We start from the raw sequence: 17,305 nt of genomic DNA on the forward strand, positions 1-17,305 counted from the left end.
GTCGTACGGCTGGTTGATACCCCCGGTAACTTTCCTGGTCCGCCCCCTACCCCTCGGTACGCCGCTGCTCTAACCTCCCCACTGCGCCAGTGTTCACTGGCGCGGTCGCGGGATCGATCGGGGAGGCACTGGCATGGCCGAGCACGAACATGTCCGCGTGGCGGTGATCGGGTCCGGGTTCGGCGGGCTCGGTGCCGCCGTCCGGCTGCGCCGGGAGGGCATCACCGATTTCGTCGTCCTGGAGCGGGCCGGCTCGGTCGGCGGCACCTGGCGGGACAACAGCTATCCCGGGTGTGCGTGTGATGTTCCGTCGCACCTGTACTCGTTCTCGTTCGCGCCCAACCCGGACTGGCCGCGCGCCTTCTCGGGGCAGGAGCACATCCGGGAGTACCTGGAGCATGTCGCGGACGTGTTCCGGCTGCGGCCGCACATCCGGTTCAACTCCGAAGTGAAGATGATGCGCTGGGACACCGGGAAGCTGCACTGGGAGGTGGAGACCAGCAGCGGCACCCTCACCGCCGATGTCGTCGTCTCCGCCACCGGTCCGCTCTCCGACCCCAAGGTGCCGGACATCCCCGGGCTCGACACCTTCACCGGAAAGGTGTTCCACTCCGCCCGCTGGGACCATGACTACGACCTGCGCGGCAAGCGCGTCGCCATGGTCGGTACGGGCGCATCCGCCATCCAGATCGTGCCGTCCATCCAGCCCGACGTCGCCCGGCTGACGCTCTTCCAGCGGACCCCGCCCTGGGTCATGCCGCGCATGGACCGGGCCATCGGCGGCGTCGAGCGGTGGCTGCACCGGACGCTGCCGTTCACCACGCAGGTGCGGCGCGGAGTGCTGTGGGGCATCCGGGAGTTGCAGGTCCAGGCGTTCACCAAGCGGCCGAGCGAGCTGGGACTCGTCGAGCAGCTCGCCAAGCGCAACATAGCCCGCGCCATCAAGGACCCGGAGCTGCGGGCCAAGCTCACGCCGTCGTACCGCATCGGCTGCAAGCGCATCCTGCTCTCCAACTCGTACTATCCGGCGCTCGCGCAGCCCAATGTGGACGTCGTCGCGAGCGGTCTCGCCGAGGTGCGCGGGTCGACCGTCGTCGCCGCCGACGGGAGCGAGGCCGAGGTCGACGCGATCATCTTCGGTACGGGATTCCACGTCACCGACATGCCGATCGCCGAGTGGGTCATCGGTGCTGAAGGCAGGACTCTGGCCGAGAGCTGGAGCGCCTCCGGGATGGCCGCGCTGCGCGGGGCGACAGCGGCCGGCTTCCCCAACTGGATGACGATCATCGGCCCCAACACCGGCCTCGGGAACTCCTCGATGATCCTGATGATCGAGTCCCAGCTGAACTACATGGCCGACTTCCTGCGGCAGCTCGACGTCCTGGGCGGCCGGGTCGCGCTCGGCGCGCGGCGCAGCGCCGTGACCGCCTGGAACCATCGCGTCCAGGAGCGCATGAAGCGCACCGTGTGGAACACCGGCGGCTGCACCAGCTGGTACCTGGACGCGAACGGCCGCAACACGACGGTCTGGCCGGGGACGACCACCGAGTTCCGGAACGCCACGCGCCGCGTCGACCTCTCCGAGTACGAGGTGGTCAGGCCGCCGAAGTCCTCCGTCACGGTTCCTGCCGAGAAGGCGGAGGCCGGAGCGTGAGCCGACTCATGCACGTCGCCTCCGGGCCCTACGCGCCGCCCGCCCCTGCCCGTGAGCTCACCGCCGTGTCCGCCGACGGCGCCCGTCTGCACGTCGAGACGCACGGACCCGACGACGCGCCCGCCGTGGTGCTGGCGCACGGCTGGACCTGTTCCACCGCGTTCTGGGCCGCGCAGATACGCTCCCTCGCCGCCGACCACCGAGTGATCATCTACGACCAGCGCGGGCACGGGCGCAGTCCCGCGGCCGTCACTCCGGACGGATACAGCACGCGGGCGCTCGCCGACGACCTGGAAGCCGTGCTGGCCGCGACCCTCGAACCGGGTGAGAAGGCCGTCCTCGCGGGGCACTCCATGGGCGGCATGACGATGATGGCGGCGGCCGGGCGGGAGGCGTTCCAGGAGCACGCGGCCGCGGTGCTGCTGTGCAGCACGGGCAGCTCCCGGCTGGTCGCCGAGTCGCTGGTGTTGCCGATGCGCGCGGGGGCGCTGCGCACCCGTATCACCCGGTCGATCCTCGGCGCCCGGGTGCCGCTCGGGCCCGTCACCACGGCGGGCAAGCGGATCCTGCGGTACGCGACGATGGGCCCGGCATCGTCGCCCGAGATGGTCGAGGCGTGTGCGCGCATCGTGCACGCCTGCCCGACCCCGGTGCGCCACGGATGGTCGCACGTGCTCAATGCGCTCGATCTCGACGCGGGTCTACGGCAGTTGACGATGCCGACCGCGGTCATCGCGGGGACGGCCGACCGGCTCACCCCGGTCGTCCACGCCCGCACCATCGCTGCGGCGCTGCCCGACTGCGTCGGGCTGACCGAGCTTGCCGGGCTCGGCCATATGACGCCGGTGGAGGCGCCGGAGGCGGTCACCGGCCGGATACGTGAACTCGTCGCGACCTACGCACAGACGTCGCGGCCCGACGCAGAGGTGAAGGGGACAGCATCGTCATGAGCGGCAGCAGGGGCGGTACGGGCAGCAGGGGCAGGGCGAGACTCGAGGGGCAGGTCGTCGTCGTCACCGGTGCCGCGCGGGGCGTCGGCGAGCTGCTGGCGCGCAAGCTGTCGGCGCGCGGCGCCAGGATCGCGCTGGTCGGACTGGAGCCGGACGCGCTGAAGGAGGTGTCCGAGCGGCTGCACTCCGACAGCGACCACTGGTACGCGGACGTCACCGACCACGAGGCGATGGCCCGGGTCGCGCAGGAGGTGAAGGAGCGGTTCGGGAAGGTCGACGTCGTCGTCGCCAACGCGGGCGTGGCGGCGGGCGGACCCTTCATGGACTCCGACCCGGTGGCCTGGCGGCGGGTGATCGAGGTCAATCTGATCGGATCCGCCGTCACCGCGCGGGCGTTCCTTCCGGCGCTGACGGAGAGCCGGGGCTATCTCCTGCAGATCGCCTCGCTGGCCGCCGTCACTCCGGCGCCGATGATGACGGCCTACTGCGCGTCCAAGTCCGGTGTGGAGGCGTATGCGCACAGCCTGCGCGCCGAGGTCGGCTACAAGGGTGTACGGGTCGGGGTCGCGTATCTGTCGTGGACCGACACGGACATGGTGCGGGGTGCCGATCAGGACGACGTCATGCGGGAGTTGCGGCAGCGGCTGCCGTGGCCGTCCAACAAGACGTATCCGCTCGGGCCGGCGGTCGACCGGATCGTCACCGGGATCGAGCGGCGGTCCAGTCATGTGTACGGGCAGTGGTGGCTGCGCGAGATGCAGTCGGTGCGCGGATATCTCCCCGGAATCATCGGCGCGGTGGGGCAGCGCGAGATGCGGCGGTTCGGGGCGCGGCTCGGGGGAGTGTCGAAGGGCCTTGTGGGGGCGGGTGGCGCGGCGGACGAGCAGGCGCGGGGGGTGCGGGGCGGGTAGGGTCCCGCCGACGACCCGTTGCGGAGGCCTGCTGCGAGGCGTCGTGCTTGCTTTTTCCCGTCCCCAGCTGGGGTTTGTACGGTGCGTAGTCGTTCGGTTGCTGATCGAAATGCGGCGTATGTCGGGGCGTGTCACTCTGACAGAGGCCCCATCCCCTCAGCGATTTGGGAGTGAACCCGCATGGGCATGATGGACCAGTTCAAGGACAAGGGTGAGCAGCTCTCCGAGCAGGCGAAGGAGAAGATCGCCCGGGAGAAGCGCGAGCGTGGGCGCTCTCCGCAGGCGCCGGGTGAGCGAGGGCGGCGTGAGCCGGGCTCGCACATGCCCGAGGAGGAGTCTTCGCGGCGGGCGCCTCGGGATCCTGACGAGGACCGTTACGACGAGGTCTGACCTGCGCGACCTTCATTGAAGGGGCGCCCCATTTCTTGGGGCGCCCCTTCTGGTTGGTTAGTTACTGCCGCGGTGGCAGTTTCGGGCGGGTTCGCTTTGGGACCCTCGAGTAGTCCGGGGGGCTGGCCGCCGGGTGGTGGGTCAGGAGGTCGAGGGCTACCTCGACCGCCTTGTGGAGCTGGGTGTTGCGGCCCTCCGCCCAGTCGACCGGGGTCCGGGCCACCTCGATGTCCGGGGTGACGCCGTGGTTCTCGACGGACCAGCCGTACGCGTCGAACCATGCCGCGTTCATCGGGACCGTGATGATCGTGCCGTCGCCGAGGCGGTGACGGCCCGTCATGCCGACGACGCCGCCCCAGGTGCGCTGGCCCACCACGGGCCCCAGCTCGAGCAGCTTGAACGCCGCCGTGATCATGTCGCCGTCCGAGGAGGTCGCCTCGTCGGCGAGGGCGACGATCGGACCGCGGGGCGCGTTCGAGGTGTACGAGATGGGCTGGGCGTTGCGCGTCAGGTCCCAGCCGAGGATCGTGCGGGTGAGCTTCTCGATGACGAGTTCGCTGATGTGGCCGCCCGCGTTGCCGCGTACATCCACGATCAGGGCCGGGCGGGACACCTCCATGCGCAGATCGCGGTTGAACTGCGCCCAGCCGGAGCCGCCCATGTCGGGGATGTGCAGATAGCCGCACTTGCCGCCGCTCAACTCGCGGACGACGGCGCGGCGTTTGGCGACCCAGTCCTGGTAGCGCAGGGGCCGCTCGTCGATGAGGGGGATCACGGCCACCCGGCGGGCGTGGCCCTTGCCCTCCGCCGTGGCGAAGGTCAGCTCGACCGTGGTGCCGCCCGCGCCCGCCAGCAGCGGGTAGGGGCCGGTGACCGGGTCGACCGGGCGGCCGTCGACGTGGGTGAGGATCTCGCCCTCGCGGATGCCGTGGCCGGCGAGCGGGGAGCGCGCCTTGGAGTCGGAGGACTCGCCGGGCAGGACGCGCCTGACCACCCAGTTGTCGCCCCGGCGCACCAGGTTGGCGCCGAGCAGACCGATCGCGCGCTGGTAGTGCGGCGGTCCCTCGTTGCGGCGGGCCGGGGTGACGTACGCGTGGGACGTGCCCAGTTCGCCGAGGACCTCGCGCATCAGGTCCGCGAACTCGTCGGGCGAGGCGACGCGTTCGACCAGCGGCCGGTACTGGTCGAGGACGGCCGGCCAGTCGATGCCGCACATGTGCGGCTCCCAGAAGTAGTCGCGGATGATCCGCCCGGCCTCGTTGTACGCCTGGCGCCACTCGGCGCCCGGGTCGACCTCGTGCAGGATGCGGCGCAGGTCTATCCAGACGGTCGAGTCGCTGTCGCCCAGCTCGTTGGAGGGGACGGCCTTCAGATCGCCCTCGTCGGCCACGACGAGCCGGGTTCCGTCGCCGCTGACCGCGAACGAGTCGAGGTGCACGACCAGTTCGGACTTCCTCGCCTTGGCGATGTCGAAGTACTCGAGGGTCGGCCGGCCGCTGGTGTCGCTCGGATTGACGAACGTCTCGCCGAGGGCTCCGGAGATGGGCCAGCGCAGCCACACCAGTCCGCCGCCCGCGACCGGGCGCAGCGCCGAGTACTTGGAGGCGGACACCGGGAACGGCGTCACCCGGTTCTCCAGTCCCTCGGTCTCCACGATGACCGTGCCGCCGCCCGTTCCGCTCTCGTCCGGGTCCAGCCCGCCCGCGGCGGGGCGGCCGTCGGGCGACAGCGCGAAGGGCGACGGCGTGGCCGACGACAGCGGTACGAGGTAGGGGCGGCAGCCGAGCGGGAAGGACAGGTCGCCGGTGTGCACGTCGTACACCGGGTCGAAGCCGCGCCAGGACAGGAACGCCAGATAGCGGCCGTCCCTGGTGAACACCGGGTTCTCGTCCTCGAAGCGGCCGTTGGTGACGTCCACGATCGTCCGGTCGCTGATCCGCGCGATCTTGATCTGGCGCAGCGAGCGTCCGATGCCCGGGTGGGACCAGGTGATCCAGGCGCCGTCAGGCGAGAAGGCGAGATCGCGCACCGGGCCGTTGATGGACCGGATCAGCTCGGCCACCTCTCCTGCTCCGGCCTCGGAAGCACCCGCGGCCTCGGAAGCGCTCTCAGCTTCCGAAGCGCCCGCAGCCTCCGAAGCGCCCACCGCCTCGGAAGCGCCCTCGGCCTCCTCGGCGCCCCCCTCGCCCAGCACGTCGATCAGCAGCAGCCGCCCGTCGTGCGAGGCGATGGCGAGCCGCTCGCCCGCCGGGTCGGACACCAGTTCCAGTACGCGGCCGAGCCGGCCCGAGGCGAGGCGGCGCGGCTCGCGGGCCCCGCTGGCCCGCGGCAGATCCGCGATCTCAACCGCGTCCTCGCCGTCCGCGTCCGTGACGTAGGCGACCTGCCCGCCGGTGCCGAGCATCTCCGGCATGCGTACCCGTTCGCCCGCGGTGTCCTTGATCGCGCGCGACGGCCCGTCCCGGTGCGTGAGCCAGTACAGGCTGCCCCGTACGACCACCGCGCTGGCCCGGCCCGTCGTGTCCACGGAGAGCGCGTCGATGTTGTTGGCGGCGGGCACCTGGTAGCGGCGGCGGCCGGCGCGGGGCCCGCCGAGGCGTACGTCGAGGCGGCGCGGCTCGCCGCCGGGGGACAGGTCGTCGACGAGCCACAGCTCGCCCGCGCACTGGTACACGATGCGCATGCCGTCCGACGAGGCGTGGCGGGCGTAGAAGGCGTCGTGGTCGGTGTGGCGGCGGAGGTCGGAGCCGTCGGGCAGGCAGGAGTACAGATTGCCGACGCCCTCATGGTCGGAGAGGAAGGCGATCCGGCCGTCGACGAACATCGGGGACTCCAGATGCCCGTCGAGGTCCGCGGCGATCTGCCTGCCCTGCAGCCACAGCCGGCCCATGGCGCCGCCGCGGTACCGCTTCCAGCTGGCGGGCTCGTGCGGCGGCTTGCCGGTGAGGAGCAGGGTGAGGTGTTCGCCCTTGACGTCGGCGATGGCGATGTCGGAGACCGGGCCCCAGGGCAGCTTGTTCCCGGGGGAGCCGTCGGTGGGGACGCGGTAGGCCCAGGAGAAGTACGAGAAGGGCTGGCCGTGCGAGGCGACGGCGAGGATGTCGGCCCTGCCGTCCTTCTCGGGGGGCGCCCAGCCGCACACGCGTGTGTCGATGCTCCCCCAATAGGTGAGCCGCCGCGCGGGGCCGCCGTCCACGGGGGCGATGTGGATCTCCGGATCAAGGCTGCGCCACGTCGTGAACGCGATGTGGCGCCCGTCGGGCGAGAAGCGGGGGTGGCTGACCTTGGTCCGGTCGACGGTGAGTCGCCAGGCCCGCTCCGGGGTCTTGCCCTCGGGCGTCAGAGCCGCCATCCACAGATCGTCCTCGGCCGCGAAGCAGAGGCGATCGCCATGCAGGTGCGGAAATCGCAGATACCCAGGTGTGTAGTCGCTCGCGTCGCTCACGCAACCATGCTTTTACTCGGAACGGGTCATGGCAAGTTATCCCGTTATGGGGATTTTTGGTCGACCTTCTCAGGACCTCGGAAGCGCCGTAGTGACGCGGGACACGTACGAAACCGTTTCGTTTCGATAGGAGGAGGGCTAAGCTCTCCGCTGTACGAACCCGTTTCGTTCGGAGTGGGAGTGGATGAACATGGCTGAAGCCGCGACGGTGCGCCGCAGCCGGATCACGCCCGAGCGCGAGGCCGAGCTCTACACGGCCGTGCTCGACCTGCTCCGCGAGGTCGGCTACGACGCCCTGACCATGGACGCCGTGGCAACCCGCACCCGGTCCAGCAAGGCCACCCTCTACCGCCAGTGGGGGAGCAAGGCGGAGCTGGTCGTCAAGGCGCTCCGGCACCAGAAGCCGGTGACCATAGGCGAGATCGACACCGGGAGCCTGCGGGGCGACTTCCACGAGATGGTGACGCGTGAGGACGACTGCCGCATGGAGCAGGACACCTCGCTGATGCGGGGCCTGGCCATGGCGGTGCACGAGAACCCCGATCTTCTGCGCGCCCTTCGTGAGCTGCTGTTCGAGCCGGAGATGACCGGCCTCGACCGGATACTGCGGCGGGCCGTGGAGCGGGGGGAGATCCGTGCGGACAACCCCGCGCTGGACTACGTCCCGCACATGCTGGTCGGCGCCGTCGTCGTCCGGGGCATGGTCGACAACCAGCCTCCGACGCAGGCCTTCCTCACCTCGTACATCGACGCCGTGGTCCTCCCCGCCCTCGGCGCCTGACACCACAGGGTTCCGCACCCCTCACCGCAGCACCTGACGCGGCCGCTCACGTCGTCGGGCCGATGCCCCATGCCCTTCAAGACCCCACGACCTGACCCGGGAGTGCCTCCTCGTGGCCACATTCCTCTACAAACTAGGCCGATTCGCCTTTCGGCGACGACACTTCGTCGCCCTGCTCTGGGTGGCTCTGCTGACCCTCGCGGGCGTGGGTGCCGCACAGGCGCCCGCGGCGGGCTCCACCTCCTTCTCGATCCCCGGCACCGAGGCGCAGAAGGCCTTCGACCTGCTGGAGGACCGTTTCCCCGGCGCCAGTGCCGACGGGGCCACCGCGCGCGTCGTCTTCAAGGCGCCCGACGGCGAGAAGATCACCTCCTCCGCCAACAAGGCCCTCGTCAAGGACGCCGTCAAGGAGCTCGGTACCGGCTCCGAGGTCGCTTCCGTGGCCGATCCGTACCAGGCCAAGGCCGTCAGCCAGGACCGCACGATCGCGTACGCACAGGTGTCGTACAAGGTTGCCGGCATGGAGCTGGAGGACTCCTCGCGTGACGCGCTCGAGGACACCGCCCAGGAGGCGCGGGACGCGGGGCTGACCGTCGAGATCGGCGGTGACGCGCTCCAGGCGGTCCCCCACACGGGCGCCACCGAGATCATCGGCATCGGCGTCGCCGCGGTCGTCCTCGTGATCACGTTCGGCTCGCTGATCGCGGCCGGGCTGCCGCTGCTCACCGCGCTGATCGGCGTCGGCATCGGCATCTCCACGATCACCGCGCTCGCCAACACGCTCGAACTGGGCTCCACCACCTCCACGCTTGCGATGATGATCGGCCTCGCCGTCGGCATCGACTACGCCCTCTTCATCGTCTCCCGCTACCGCGCCGAGCTCGCCGAGGGCCGTGAGCGCGAGGAGGCGGCGGGACGGGCCGTCGGCACCGCGGGTTCCGCGGTGGTCTTCGCCGGTCTCACGGTCGTGATCGCGCTGGTGGGTCTGGCCGTGGTCAACATCCCGATGCTCACCAAGATGGGCGTCGCGGCGGCCGGCACCGTCGTCATCGCGGTCCTCATCGCGCTCACCCTCGTCCCGGCGCTGCTCGGATATGTGGGCAGGAAGGTCAAGCCCGCGGGAGAGAAGAGCAGGCTGCTGGGCGGCGGCCGCAAGAAGGCCAAGGGCGAGTCCGGTGGGCACACCGCGGAGAAGCCGAACATGGGCACGCGCTGGGCGCGCTTCGTCGTCCGTCGTCCGCTCGCCGTGCTGCTGCTCGGCGTCGTGGGCCTCGGTGCCGCCGCGGTCCCGGCCACCTCGCTCGAGCTCGGCCTGCCCGACGACGGTTCGCAGCCGACCAGCACCACGCAGCGCAAGGCGTACGACCTGCTCTCCGAGGGCTTCGGGCCCGGCTTCAACGGGCCGCTGATGGTCGTCGTCGACGCGAAGTCCAGCGACGCCCCGAAGGCGGCCGTCAGGGAAGTGACCTCGACGGTCAAGGGCCTCGACGACGTGGCCGCGGTGACCCCCGCGACGTACAACAAGGCCGGCGACACCGCGATGATCACCGTGGTCCCGGACTCCAAGCCGTCCTCGGCCACGACCGAGGACCTGGTGCACGCCATCCGTGACGCGGGCGCCGGCATAAAGGCCGACACCGACGCGAAGGTGCTGGTCACCGGCTCCACCGCGATGAACATCGACGTCTCGCAGAAGCTCAATGACGCGCTGCTGCCGTATCTGACGCTGGTCGTCGGCCTGGCGTTCCTGCTGCTGATCGTCGTCTTCCGCTCCATCCTGGTGCCGCTCAAGGCCGCGCTCGGCTTCCTCCTCTCCGTGCTCGCCGCGCTCGGCGCCGTCGTCGCGGTGTTCCAGTGGGGCTGGCTCGCCGACCTCATCGGCGTCGAGGAGACCGGTCCCGTGATGTCGATGATGCCGATCTTCATGGTGGGTGTCGTCTTCGGCCTGGCCATGGACTACGAGGTCTTCCTTGTCACGCGTATGCGCGAGGCGTTCGTGCACGGGGAGCAGCCCCGGGAGGCGATCGTCACCGGGTTCCGGCACGGGGCCCGGGTGGTCTCGGCCGCGGCCGTCATCATGATCGCGGTGTTCGCGGGCTTCATCGGCTCCAGCGAGTCGATGATCAAGATGATCGGCTTCGGGCTCGCCATCGCCGTCTTCTTCGACGCGTTCATCGTGCGGATGGCCATCGTCCCGGCGGTCCTGGCGCTGTTCGGCAAGGCGGCCTGGTGGCTGCCCCGGTGGCTCGACCGCGCCCTGCCGAACGTCGACGTCGAGGGCGAGGGCCTGCGCGACCTCCACGGCACCTCCAAGGACTCCGACCCGGAGCCCGTGGGGGTGGTCATCCCGGCCCCGGGCGACACCGTGCCCGTGGCGGTGCGCGAGCCGGTGGCCGTGGGGGTGGGCGCGGCCGGGTCCGATTCCGGGCTCGCCCGGGTGCAGGAGCTCCAGGGGCAGGCCCTGGCCGGTACGGCAGCCGGTTCGGGTAACGGGTTCTACGGGTCGAACGGCTGTGGCATCCACGGCACCGTCCGCAACGCGAGCGGTGTGGGCGTCGCGGGCGCCGCGGTGACGCTGATCTCGCCGAGCGGACGGCAGCTGGGCCGCTCCGTGGCGGGCGCCGACGGCTCGTACGCGGTGGACGCCCCCGGGTCCGGCAGTTACGTGGTGATCGTGGCGGCCGAGGGGCACCAGCCGCACGCGTCCACGATCGCTGTGGGCGAGGAGGCGCTGGCCCACGACATCGTGCTCTCCGGTGGGAGCGTCCCGGGTGCGTCGGTGCGGGGCGTCGTGTGTGCGGGCGCGGACAGCCGGCCGCTGCCGGATGCGCGGGTCACGCTCGTGGACGCGGCGGGCCACGTGGTCGCCACCGCCACCACCGGCGAGGACGGCGCGTACTCCTTCACCGACCTGGCCGCCGGTGATTACTCGATCGTCGCCAGCGGCTACCCGCCGGTGGCGAGCGCGCTGCAGGTCGACGGGGCCGGAGTGGACGGCTTCGACATCAGCCTGCACCACGTGGACGAGTAGGACAGGCGCCTCAGGACAGCACACCTGAGGACACATGGCCTCCGGGTCCTCACCCAGTGCCTTAGAAGGGACTGGGTGGTCCCCCGAGAGCGGGGAGGGACGGACCCGGGCGCGCCGCCCGTGGGGACGGGGCAGGCGCAAGGGGAAGGGCCCGGTGGCAGCGCGAGCGGCGCTGCCACCGGGCCCACGCGCGTGTGGACGTCCTGGATCCGCCCCGGACGAGTCCGCTTCCGGCGCGTCCGCCGTCTCAGTGCGTGATCGGGCCCGTCGCCATGTACGTCCGGCGCAGGAAGCGGATCAGGGCGGACGAGTCGAACTGCACGACCGCCACGCCCTCGCGGGAGTGGAACTCCATCACGGCCTGCACACGGCCGCACGGCCAGATGCGCACGTCGCCGCTGTCGGCCGGGGCGCGCAGCCCCTCCTCCAGCAGCGCGCGGCGGAAGACCCAGTCGTGCCGCTGTGGGGAACCCGGGACTCCGGGGAGGCTGACCCGGATGGAATCCGGGTCGGACTGCGGGTCGTAGCTCAGTTCCACGGGGAGCGGCTGGTCGTCTGCGGCGTCGGTCACCAGATGGGCTCGTGCGTGCTGCTCGACGGTGGTGGCTGACATCGGAGACTCCTCACGGTCGACCCCCTTTGTCATCTAATGTCGCATATTTTCCTGAACGCGCCCTTTAGTTATTGGTTAATGTCTCGCTCTTGCAAGCAGTTCGCAACAAGGCACTATCATCGAACGGTTCGCCATGTGCTCCCCGTGCATGCCGAACCGGACGGAGCCGGAGACACCGGAGCAGGAGAGCGAGCCCACCCATGCATGTCCCTGACGGATTCATCGACGCTCCCGTCTCGGCCGCCGCCGGCGTGGTCGCCGCGGGTGCCGTGGCGGTCAGCCTCAAGGGCGCCCGGCGCGAGCTGGACGAGCGCACCGCGCCGCTCGCCGGGCTCGTCGCCGCCTTCATCTTCGCGGTGCAGATGCTGAACTTCCCGGTCGCCGCAGGCACCAGCGGCCATCTGCTCGGCGGTGCGCTCGCGGCGATACTCGTCGGCCCGTACACCGGAGTCCTGTGCGTCTCCGTCGTCCTGCTGATGCAGGGCGTCCTCTTCGCGGACGGCGGCCTCACCGCGCTCGGCGTCAACATCACGGACATGGCGGTCGTCACCACCGTCGTCGCGTACGCCGTCTTCCGGGGCCTCGTGAAGGTGCTGCCGCGCACGCGCCGCTCCGTCACCGTCGCGTCCTTCGTCGCCGCGCTGCTGTCCGTCCCCGCCGCCGCCATCGCGTTCACGCTGATCTACGCCGTGGGCGGCACGACCGACGTGGCGATCGGCAAGGTCGCGACCGCGATGATCGGCGTGCACATCCTGATCGGCATCGGCGAGGCCGCGATCACCGCACTCACGGTCGGCGCCGTCATCGCCGTCCGGCCCGACCTCGTGTACGGCGCCCGCGGGCTGACCGTGCCGCTCAAGCTCCGCGTCAACGGCGAGCTGGTCGACGCGCCCGCCGCTCAGCCCCAGCCGGTCGCCGCCCGGTCGCCCCGCAAGATCTGGATCACCGGCCTGGTCACCTCCCTCGTCCTGGCGGGCTTCGTCAGCTTCTACGCCTCCGCGAGCCCCGACGGACTGGAGAAGGTCGCCCAGGACAACGGCATCGACAAGAAGACCGAGGAGCACGCCTCCTCCGACTCGCCGCTCGCCGACTACGGCGTCAAGGACATCAGCGACGCCCGCCTCTCCGGCGGCCTCGCGGGCGTGATCGGCGTCGGCGTCACGGTCGTCGCGGGCAGCGCCGTCTTCTGGGCGGTCCACCGCCGCCGCACCGAGGACACCGGCCCCACCGCCGTACCGCAGCAGGAGACCGTCTGACATGGGCGCGGGCCATGCGCACAGGCTCTACCGGCACGGGCACTCGCCCGTGCACCGGCTGCCCCCGCACACCAAGCTCGCGGCCGTCTTCGCGTTCGTGGTGGTCGTCGTCTCGACACCGCGCGAGGCGATGTGGGCCTTCGGGCTGTACGCGGTGCTGCTGGGAGTCGTCGCATACGTCGCCCGCGTCCCGTCCGGCTTCCTGCTCAAGCGGCTGCTGATCGAGGTCCCGTTCGTGGCGTTCGCCGTGCTGCTGCCGTTCGTCGCGCAGGGCGAACGCGTCGACGTCCTCGGCCTGTCCCTCAGCGTGAACGGCCTGTGGGGCGCCTGGAACGTACTCGCCAAGGGCACCCTCGGCGTCGCCGCCTCCGTCCTGCTCGCCGCCACCACCGAACTGCGCGAGCTGCTGCTCGGCCTGCAGCGCCTCAAACTGCCTCCGCTGCTCGTCCAGATCGCGTCCTTCATGATCCGCTACGGCGACGTGATCACGGACGAGATGCGCCGCATGAAGATCGCGCGCGAGTCGCGCGGCTTCGAGGCCAGCGGCATCCGCCACTGGGGCGTCCTCGCCAAGTCCGCGGGCGCCCTCTTCATCCGCTCGTACGAGAGGGGCGAGCGCGTGCACCTCGCGATGCTCAGCCGCGGCTACGCCGGAACGATGCCGGTCATCGACGAGGTGACCGCGACCCGGGCCCAGTGGTCCTCCGCACTGGCCCTCCCGTGCACCGCCCTTGTCGTATGTCTGCTGGGATGGACGCTGTGACTGCTGGGATGGACCCTGTGACTCCCTCGCTTGACGTGGCCGGACTGGCCTTCGCGTACCCCGACGGGCACCAGGCCCTCTTCGGCGTCGATCTGCGCATCGAGCGCGGCGAGCGCGTCGCGCTGCTCGGGCCGAACGGCGCGGGCAAGACGACGCTCGTGCTGCACCTCAACGGCATCCTCACCGGCGGCGCCGGGACCGTGAAGGTCGCCGGGCTGCCTGTCGGCAAGCAGCACATGGCGGAGATCCGGCGGCGAGTCGGCATCGTCTTCCAGGACCCGGACGACCAGCTGTTCATGCCGACGGTGCGCGAGGACGTGGCCTTCGGGCCCGCGGCCGCCGGGATGAAGGGGCCCGAGCTCGAGGCCCGGGTACGGAAGGCGCTGGAGCAGGTCGGCATGGCGGAGTTCGCGGAACGGCCGCCGCACCATCTGTCGTTCGGGCAGCGTCGCCGGGTCGCCGTCGCGACGGTCCTGGCGATGGAGCCCGAGATCCTGGTCCTCGACGAGCCGTCGTCGAACCTCGACCCGGCGTCGCGGCGCGAACTCGCCGACATCCTGCGCTCCTTGGACGTCACCGTCCTCATGGTCACGCACGACCTGCCGTACGCCCTGGAGCTGTGCCCGCGCTCGGTGATCCTCAGCGAGGGCGCCATCACTGCGGACGGCGCGACCGCCGAGCTGCTCTCCGACGACGAGCTGATGCGGGCGCACCGGCTGGAGCTGCCGTTCGGGTTCGATCCGCGGTCGGTGAGCGCACCGACGCGCTGACGGGGGCTTGGAGCGATACGGACCGGCTGGGACCACTGGTCCCAGCCCGTCGTTGTCATGCCATTACTGGGTGATCGACGCCTCCAGCTTGAACGTGTTGCTCAGCAGGGGGCTGGTCCTGCGGGACTCGACCACGAACTCCCACACGCCCGCCTGCGGGTTGGTGTAGGTACGGGTGCCCGGGTTGCAGCCGCTGCCGTCCAGATAGTTGGCGTAGCAGTAGATACTGCCGGCGGACGACTTCTCACCGCTGACACCCTGCGGGTTGAACGCCCACCAACGGGTCTGGCTGCCGTCGGCGAGGCCGGAGAGGTTCACCGTCAGGCTCCGGCACGTGGCCTTGATGTAGCCGATCTCGGCGTCGGTCCGGGTGACCGAGGTCGTTCAGGGCCTGCTTCGCCTTCTCCGTGCGGCCGTCCTCGACGGCGAGCATCAGGGTGGCGAAGTCGGGGGACCGCCTGCTCGGCGCCAGCGGGAAGGCTGCGGGCTCGGTACTGCTGGTTGTACTGCGCGATCAGGGCAGCACGGTCGTGGTCGCCGAGCTTGTCGGCGGTGGCGGACCGTGCGCCCGCAGTGTCGGCGGTGTCCGCGGTGGCGGGCACGGAGGCCAGGGATATGCCGCCTACGGCCAGGACGGCGGCTATCGCGGTGGCGGTCCGCCGGGATCTGTACGGAGGGCGGGTTCTGGGACTGAACATCAGCGTCCTTGTGCTCGGGGTTGTGAGCTGTTGTCGATTGACTGGGCACTGGGGCCATCCGGCGTGCAGGAGTGAGTGTCGGGGCCGCGGCGGGTGCTGATGTCCGGGGGTGGGAACGGAAGTTCCCGTGTCGAATGCGTGACCTTTGTGGGTGGTGCTCGTTGGGTGGGCAGTGGGTTCTTCGGCTCGTGTTGTACGGGGGTGGAGGGGTGGGTGGGCTGCGGGAGCTGGCGGCGCCGTTCGTGGTGCCCGGCCCGTCGGGAGTCGCCGTCCGTGACCGGCTCAAGGGTCTGACCGCTGGGGATGAGCAGGTTCTTCGGCTGGTCGGCGATCTACTGGGCACGCTCGCCTCCCGCGATCTGAAGGCGCGGTGCGCGGCCGGGCTGGGCCACGACACCGAGCGGTGGGCAGAGCGCAAACGCACCCTCACGCCAGAGTCCTCGTCGCGCTGGGCAGGGTCGGTCACGAAGGCCACGCACGATCAGTGGGCGCTCGCCCGGCGCGGCCAGCTCGCGCACATCCAGAGCCTTGAGGCCGCGATCGCGACGATCACGCACCGGCTGTCCCTGCCTCTGGGAGAGAAGGGCACCAAGCAGGTACCGGGTGGCTACCGCAGCAGGCGGGAGTGGTTCGCCAAGTCCCGCCGCCTGCAGGTGCTGGAGGACCGGCTGGAGGCGGCGCGGGCGGACCGGGAGGCCGGGCGGGTGCGCGTGGTGCGGGGCGGGAAGCGGCTGCTGAACACCCGCCACCATCTGGAGGCCGCCCGGCTCACCGAGGCCGATTGGCGCGCCCGGTGGCAGGCCAGGCGGCGGTTCCTCCAGGCCGACGGCGAGTCCGGGAAGCGGTTCGGCAACGAGACCATACGCGTCAGCGACGACGGTGAGGTCTCCCTTAAGCTCCCCGCGCCGCTGGCGCACCTGGCCAACGCGCCGTACGGCCGGTACGTGCTCGCCGCACGCGTGAGCTTCCCGCACCGGGGCGAGCAGTGGCGCGACCGCGTCACCGCCAACCGAGCCGTCGCCTACCGTATCCACGAAGACACCGTGCAGGGCCGCTGGTACCTGACCGCGTCCTGGACGATCCCGCCGGTCAAGACGGTGCCGCTGGAGGCGGCCCGCGCGGGCGGCTTAGTCGGCGTCGACACCAACGCCGATCACCTCGCCGCCTGGCGCCTTGACGCACACGGCAACCCCGTCGGCAAACCACTTCGGTTCACCTACGACCTGTCCGGTACCGCCGAGCACCGCGACGTCCAGGTCCGCCACGCGCTGATCCGCCTGCTGCACTGGGCCGCCCGGCACGGCCTGTCCATCGCGATCGAAGACCTCGACTTCACCGCGGAGAAGAGCCGCGAGAAGCACGGCGGCCGCAAGCGGTTCCGCAAGCTCATCTCCGGCATGCCCATCAGCAGACTCCGGGCCCGGCTCGTCAGCATGGCGGCCGAACTCGGCATCACCGTCGTCGCCGTGGACCCGGCCTACACCTCCAAGTGGGGCGCCCAGCACTGGCAGAAGCCCCTCACCAGCCAGACCAGGAAGACCACCCGCCACGACGCTGCCGCCGTGGCGATCGGCAGGCGCGCCCTGGGGCACCCGATCCGGCGACGGACGGCACCGCCCCCACACGACCAGAGCGATCGTGCGGGGCATCGGACCGTCCAGGCCGTATCGGTGGCCCCGGGGCGTGAGGGAAACTGCCCCAGCATCCCCGGACCACGGACATGATCCGTGCGCGCCGGATGCGGAGCGCACGCGGTGGACCAGAACGCCCAACACCGTTCGGGGCGTTCGGCTGAGCATGTGTCCTGGCAGCAGGACTCACCCGCTCAGTGCCTAGGAACGGTATTCGACCCTCGACACCGTGCCACCTGAGGAACCCGCAGATCACTGTTGTGAGCTGGCGGTTTGATGCCGTGTCATAAACGCGCCACGGACCGGGCGGGGGCGCTGCGGCGGGCAGGTGGCGGGCTGCCGGTGGTCACTCCACGATTGCTACCCCCGGGTAACTTACCGCTGAGCGGCGCCGATACATTGTGCGCGATGA

General features: G+C 70.8%; 12 protein-coding genes and 2 pseudogenes. 11 read left to right on the forward strand and 3 right to left on the reverse strand.

Features of this window, described 5'->3' with window-relative positions; translation table 11 throughout:
• Window positions 1–133: 133 nt before the first annotated feature.
• The 4 genes from STSP_RS12360 to STSP_RS12375 all read left to right on the forward strand — a co-directional run bounded on the left by STSP_RS12360 (window position 134) and on the right by STSP_RS12375 (window position 3,905).
• Entirely contained in the window at window positions 134–1,654 is a 1,521-nt protein-coding gene (locus STSP_RS12360; protein ID WP_067276010.1) for a flavin-containing monooxygenase, read from the forward strand.
• A complete protein-coding gene (locus STSP_RS12365) occupies window positions 1,651–2,604 on the forward strand; it encodes an alpha/beta fold hydrolase (protein WP_067276013.1) in 954 nt (317 codons plus the stop codon). The genes STSP_RS12360 and STSP_RS12365 overlap by 4 nt, the downstream gene beginning before the upstream one ends.
• Window positions 2,601–3,515, forward strand: a complete 915-nt coding sequence (locus STSP_RS12370; protein ID WP_067276016.1) for an SDR family oxidoreductase — start codon at window positions 2,601–2,603, stop codon at window positions 3,513–3,515. Before STSP_RS12365 ends, STSP_RS12370 begins: the two co-directional genes overlap by 4 nt.
• 180 nt (window positions 3,516–3,695) lie before the next feature.
• Complete coding sequence (locus STSP_RS12375; protein ID WP_067276019.1) at window positions 3,696–3,905, forward strand: hypothetical protein; 210 nt, start codon at window positions 3,696–3,698, stop codon at window positions 3,903–3,905.
• Window positions 3,906–3,966: 61 nt separating this feature from the next.
• On the opposite strand, the gene STSP_RS12380 is transcribed toward STSP_RS12375, so the two are convergent.
• The gene (locus STSP_RS12380) at window positions 3,967–7,350 is read right to left on the reverse strand and encodes a S41 family peptidase (RefSeq protein WP_067276022.1); all 3,384 of its coding nucleotides are present in this window, start codon (window positions 7,348–7,350) and stop codon (window positions 3,967–3,969) included.
• 190 nt (window positions 7,351–7,540) lie between these two features.
• On the opposite strand from STSP_RS12380, the gene STSP_RS12385 reads away from it, so the two are divergent.
• The 3 genes and pseudogenes from STSP_RS12385 (at window position 7,541) to STSP_RS40155 (ending at window position 11,162) form a co-directional block, all read left to right on the forward strand.
• Window positions 7,541–8,131, forward strand: coding sequence for a TetR/AcrR family transcriptional regulator (locus STSP_RS12385; protein ID WP_067276250.1), 591 nt, complete (start codon window positions 7,541–7,543; stop codon window positions 8,129–8,131).
• Window positions 8,132–8,243: 112 nt separating this feature from the next.
• Window positions 8,244–10,466 (forward strand): annotated as a pseudogene (locus STSP_RS12390) (MMPL family transporter); the annotation flags it as partial.
• A gap of 102 nt (window positions 10,467–10,568) precedes the next feature.
• Entirely contained in the window at window positions 10,569–11,162 is a 594-nt protein-coding gene (locus STSP_RS40155; protein WP_269801045.1) for an MSCRAMM family protein, read from the forward strand.
• Between the two features lie 247 nt (window positions 11,163–11,409).
• Here STSP_RS40155 and STSP_RS12395 read toward each other — a convergent pair whose 3' ends face one another.
• Window positions 11,410–11,775 carry an SsgA family sporulation/cell division regulator gene (locus STSP_RS12395; protein WP_067276025.1) on the reverse strand — a complete coding sequence of 122 codons (366 nt, stop codon included), beginning with the start codon at window positions 11,773–11,775 and terminating at the stop codon, window positions 11,410–11,412.
• A 200-nt stretch (window positions 11,776–11,975) separates the two neighbouring features.
• Here STSP_RS12395 and STSP_RS12400 point away from each other — a divergent pair, with 200 nt between their 5' ends.
• Genes STSP_RS12400 through STSP_RS12410 form a run of 3 tightly spaced genes read left to right on the forward strand, consistent with a single transcriptional unit; the run spans window position 11,976 to window position 14,564 of the window.
• Entirely contained in the window at window positions 11,976–13,031 is a 1,056-nt protein-coding gene (locus tag STSP_RS12400; protein ID WP_067276028.1) for an energy-coupling factor ABC transporter permease, read from the forward strand.
• 1 nt (window position 13,032) lies between these two features.
• On the forward strand, window positions 13,033–13,794 hold the full coding sequence (gene cbiQ / locus STSP_RS12405; protein WP_067276030.1) for a cobalt ECF transporter T component CbiQ: 762 nt from the start codon (window positions 13,033–13,035) through the stop codon (window positions 13,792–13,794).
• Between the two features lie 8 nt (window positions 13,795–13,802).
• Window positions 13,803–14,564, forward strand: coding sequence for an energy-coupling factor ABC transporter ATP-binding protein (locus tag STSP_RS12410; protein ID WP_067276033.1), 762 nt, complete (start codon window positions 13,803–13,805; stop codon window positions 14,562–14,564).
• Between the two features lie 63 nt (window positions 14,565–14,627).
• On the opposite strand, the gene STSP_RS12415 is transcribed toward STSP_RS12410, so the two are convergent.
• Window positions 14,628–14,882: a hypothetical protein gene (locus STSP_RS12415; protein ID WP_067276034.1), complete on the reverse strand. Its 255-nt coding sequence runs from the start codon at window positions 14,880–14,882 to the stop codon at window positions 14,628–14,630.
• A gap of 589 nt (window positions 14,883–15,471) precedes the next feature.
• Between STSP_RS12415 and STSP_RS12420 the strand changes: the two are divergent.
• A pseudogene (locus STSP_RS12420) lies at window positions 15,472–17,133 on the forward strand (IS200/IS605 family accessory protein TnpB-related protein).
• The last annotated feature ends 172 nt before the right edge of the window (window positions 17,134–17,305 follow it).

The sequence above is a fragment of the Streptomyces jeddahensis genome, from assembly GCF_001642995.1.
GTDB classification, from domain to species: domain Bacteria; phylum Actinomycetota; class Actinomycetes; order Streptomycetales; family Streptomycetaceae; genus Streptomyces; species Streptomyces jeddahensis.

Coding starts and splice junctions, on each gene's coding strand:
- STSP_RS12360 (WP_067276010.1), top strand. CDS start 134: ATGGCCGAGCACGAACATGTCCGCGTGGCGGTGATCGGGTCCGGGTTC.
- STSP_RS12375 (WP_067276019.1), top strand. CDS start 3,696: ATGGGCATGATGGACCAGTTCAAGGACAAGGGTGAGCAGCTCTCCGAG.
- STSP_RS12395 (WP_067276025.1), bottom strand. CDS start 11,775: ATGTCAGCCACCACCGTCGAGCAGCACGCACGAGCCCATCTGGTGACC.
- STSP_RS12410 (WP_067276033.1), top strand. CDS start 13,803: ATGGACCCTGTGACTCCCTCGCTTGACGTGGCCGGACTGGCCTTCGCG.
- STSP_RS12370 (WP_067276016.1), top strand. CDS start 2,601: ATGAGCGGCAGCAGGGGCGGTACGGGCAGCAGGGGCAGGGCGAGACTC.
- STSP_RS12400 (WP_067276028.1), top strand. CDS start 11,976: ATGCATGTCCCTGACGGATTCATCGACGCTCCCGTCTCGGCCGCCGCC.
- STSP_RS12385 (WP_067276250.1), top strand. CDS start 7,541: ATGGCTGAAGCCGCGACGGTGCGCCGCAGCCGGATCACGCCCGAGCGC.
- cbiQ (WP_067276030.1), top strand. CDS start 13,033: ATGGGCGCGGGCCATGCGCACAGGCTCTACCGGCACGGGCACTCGCCC.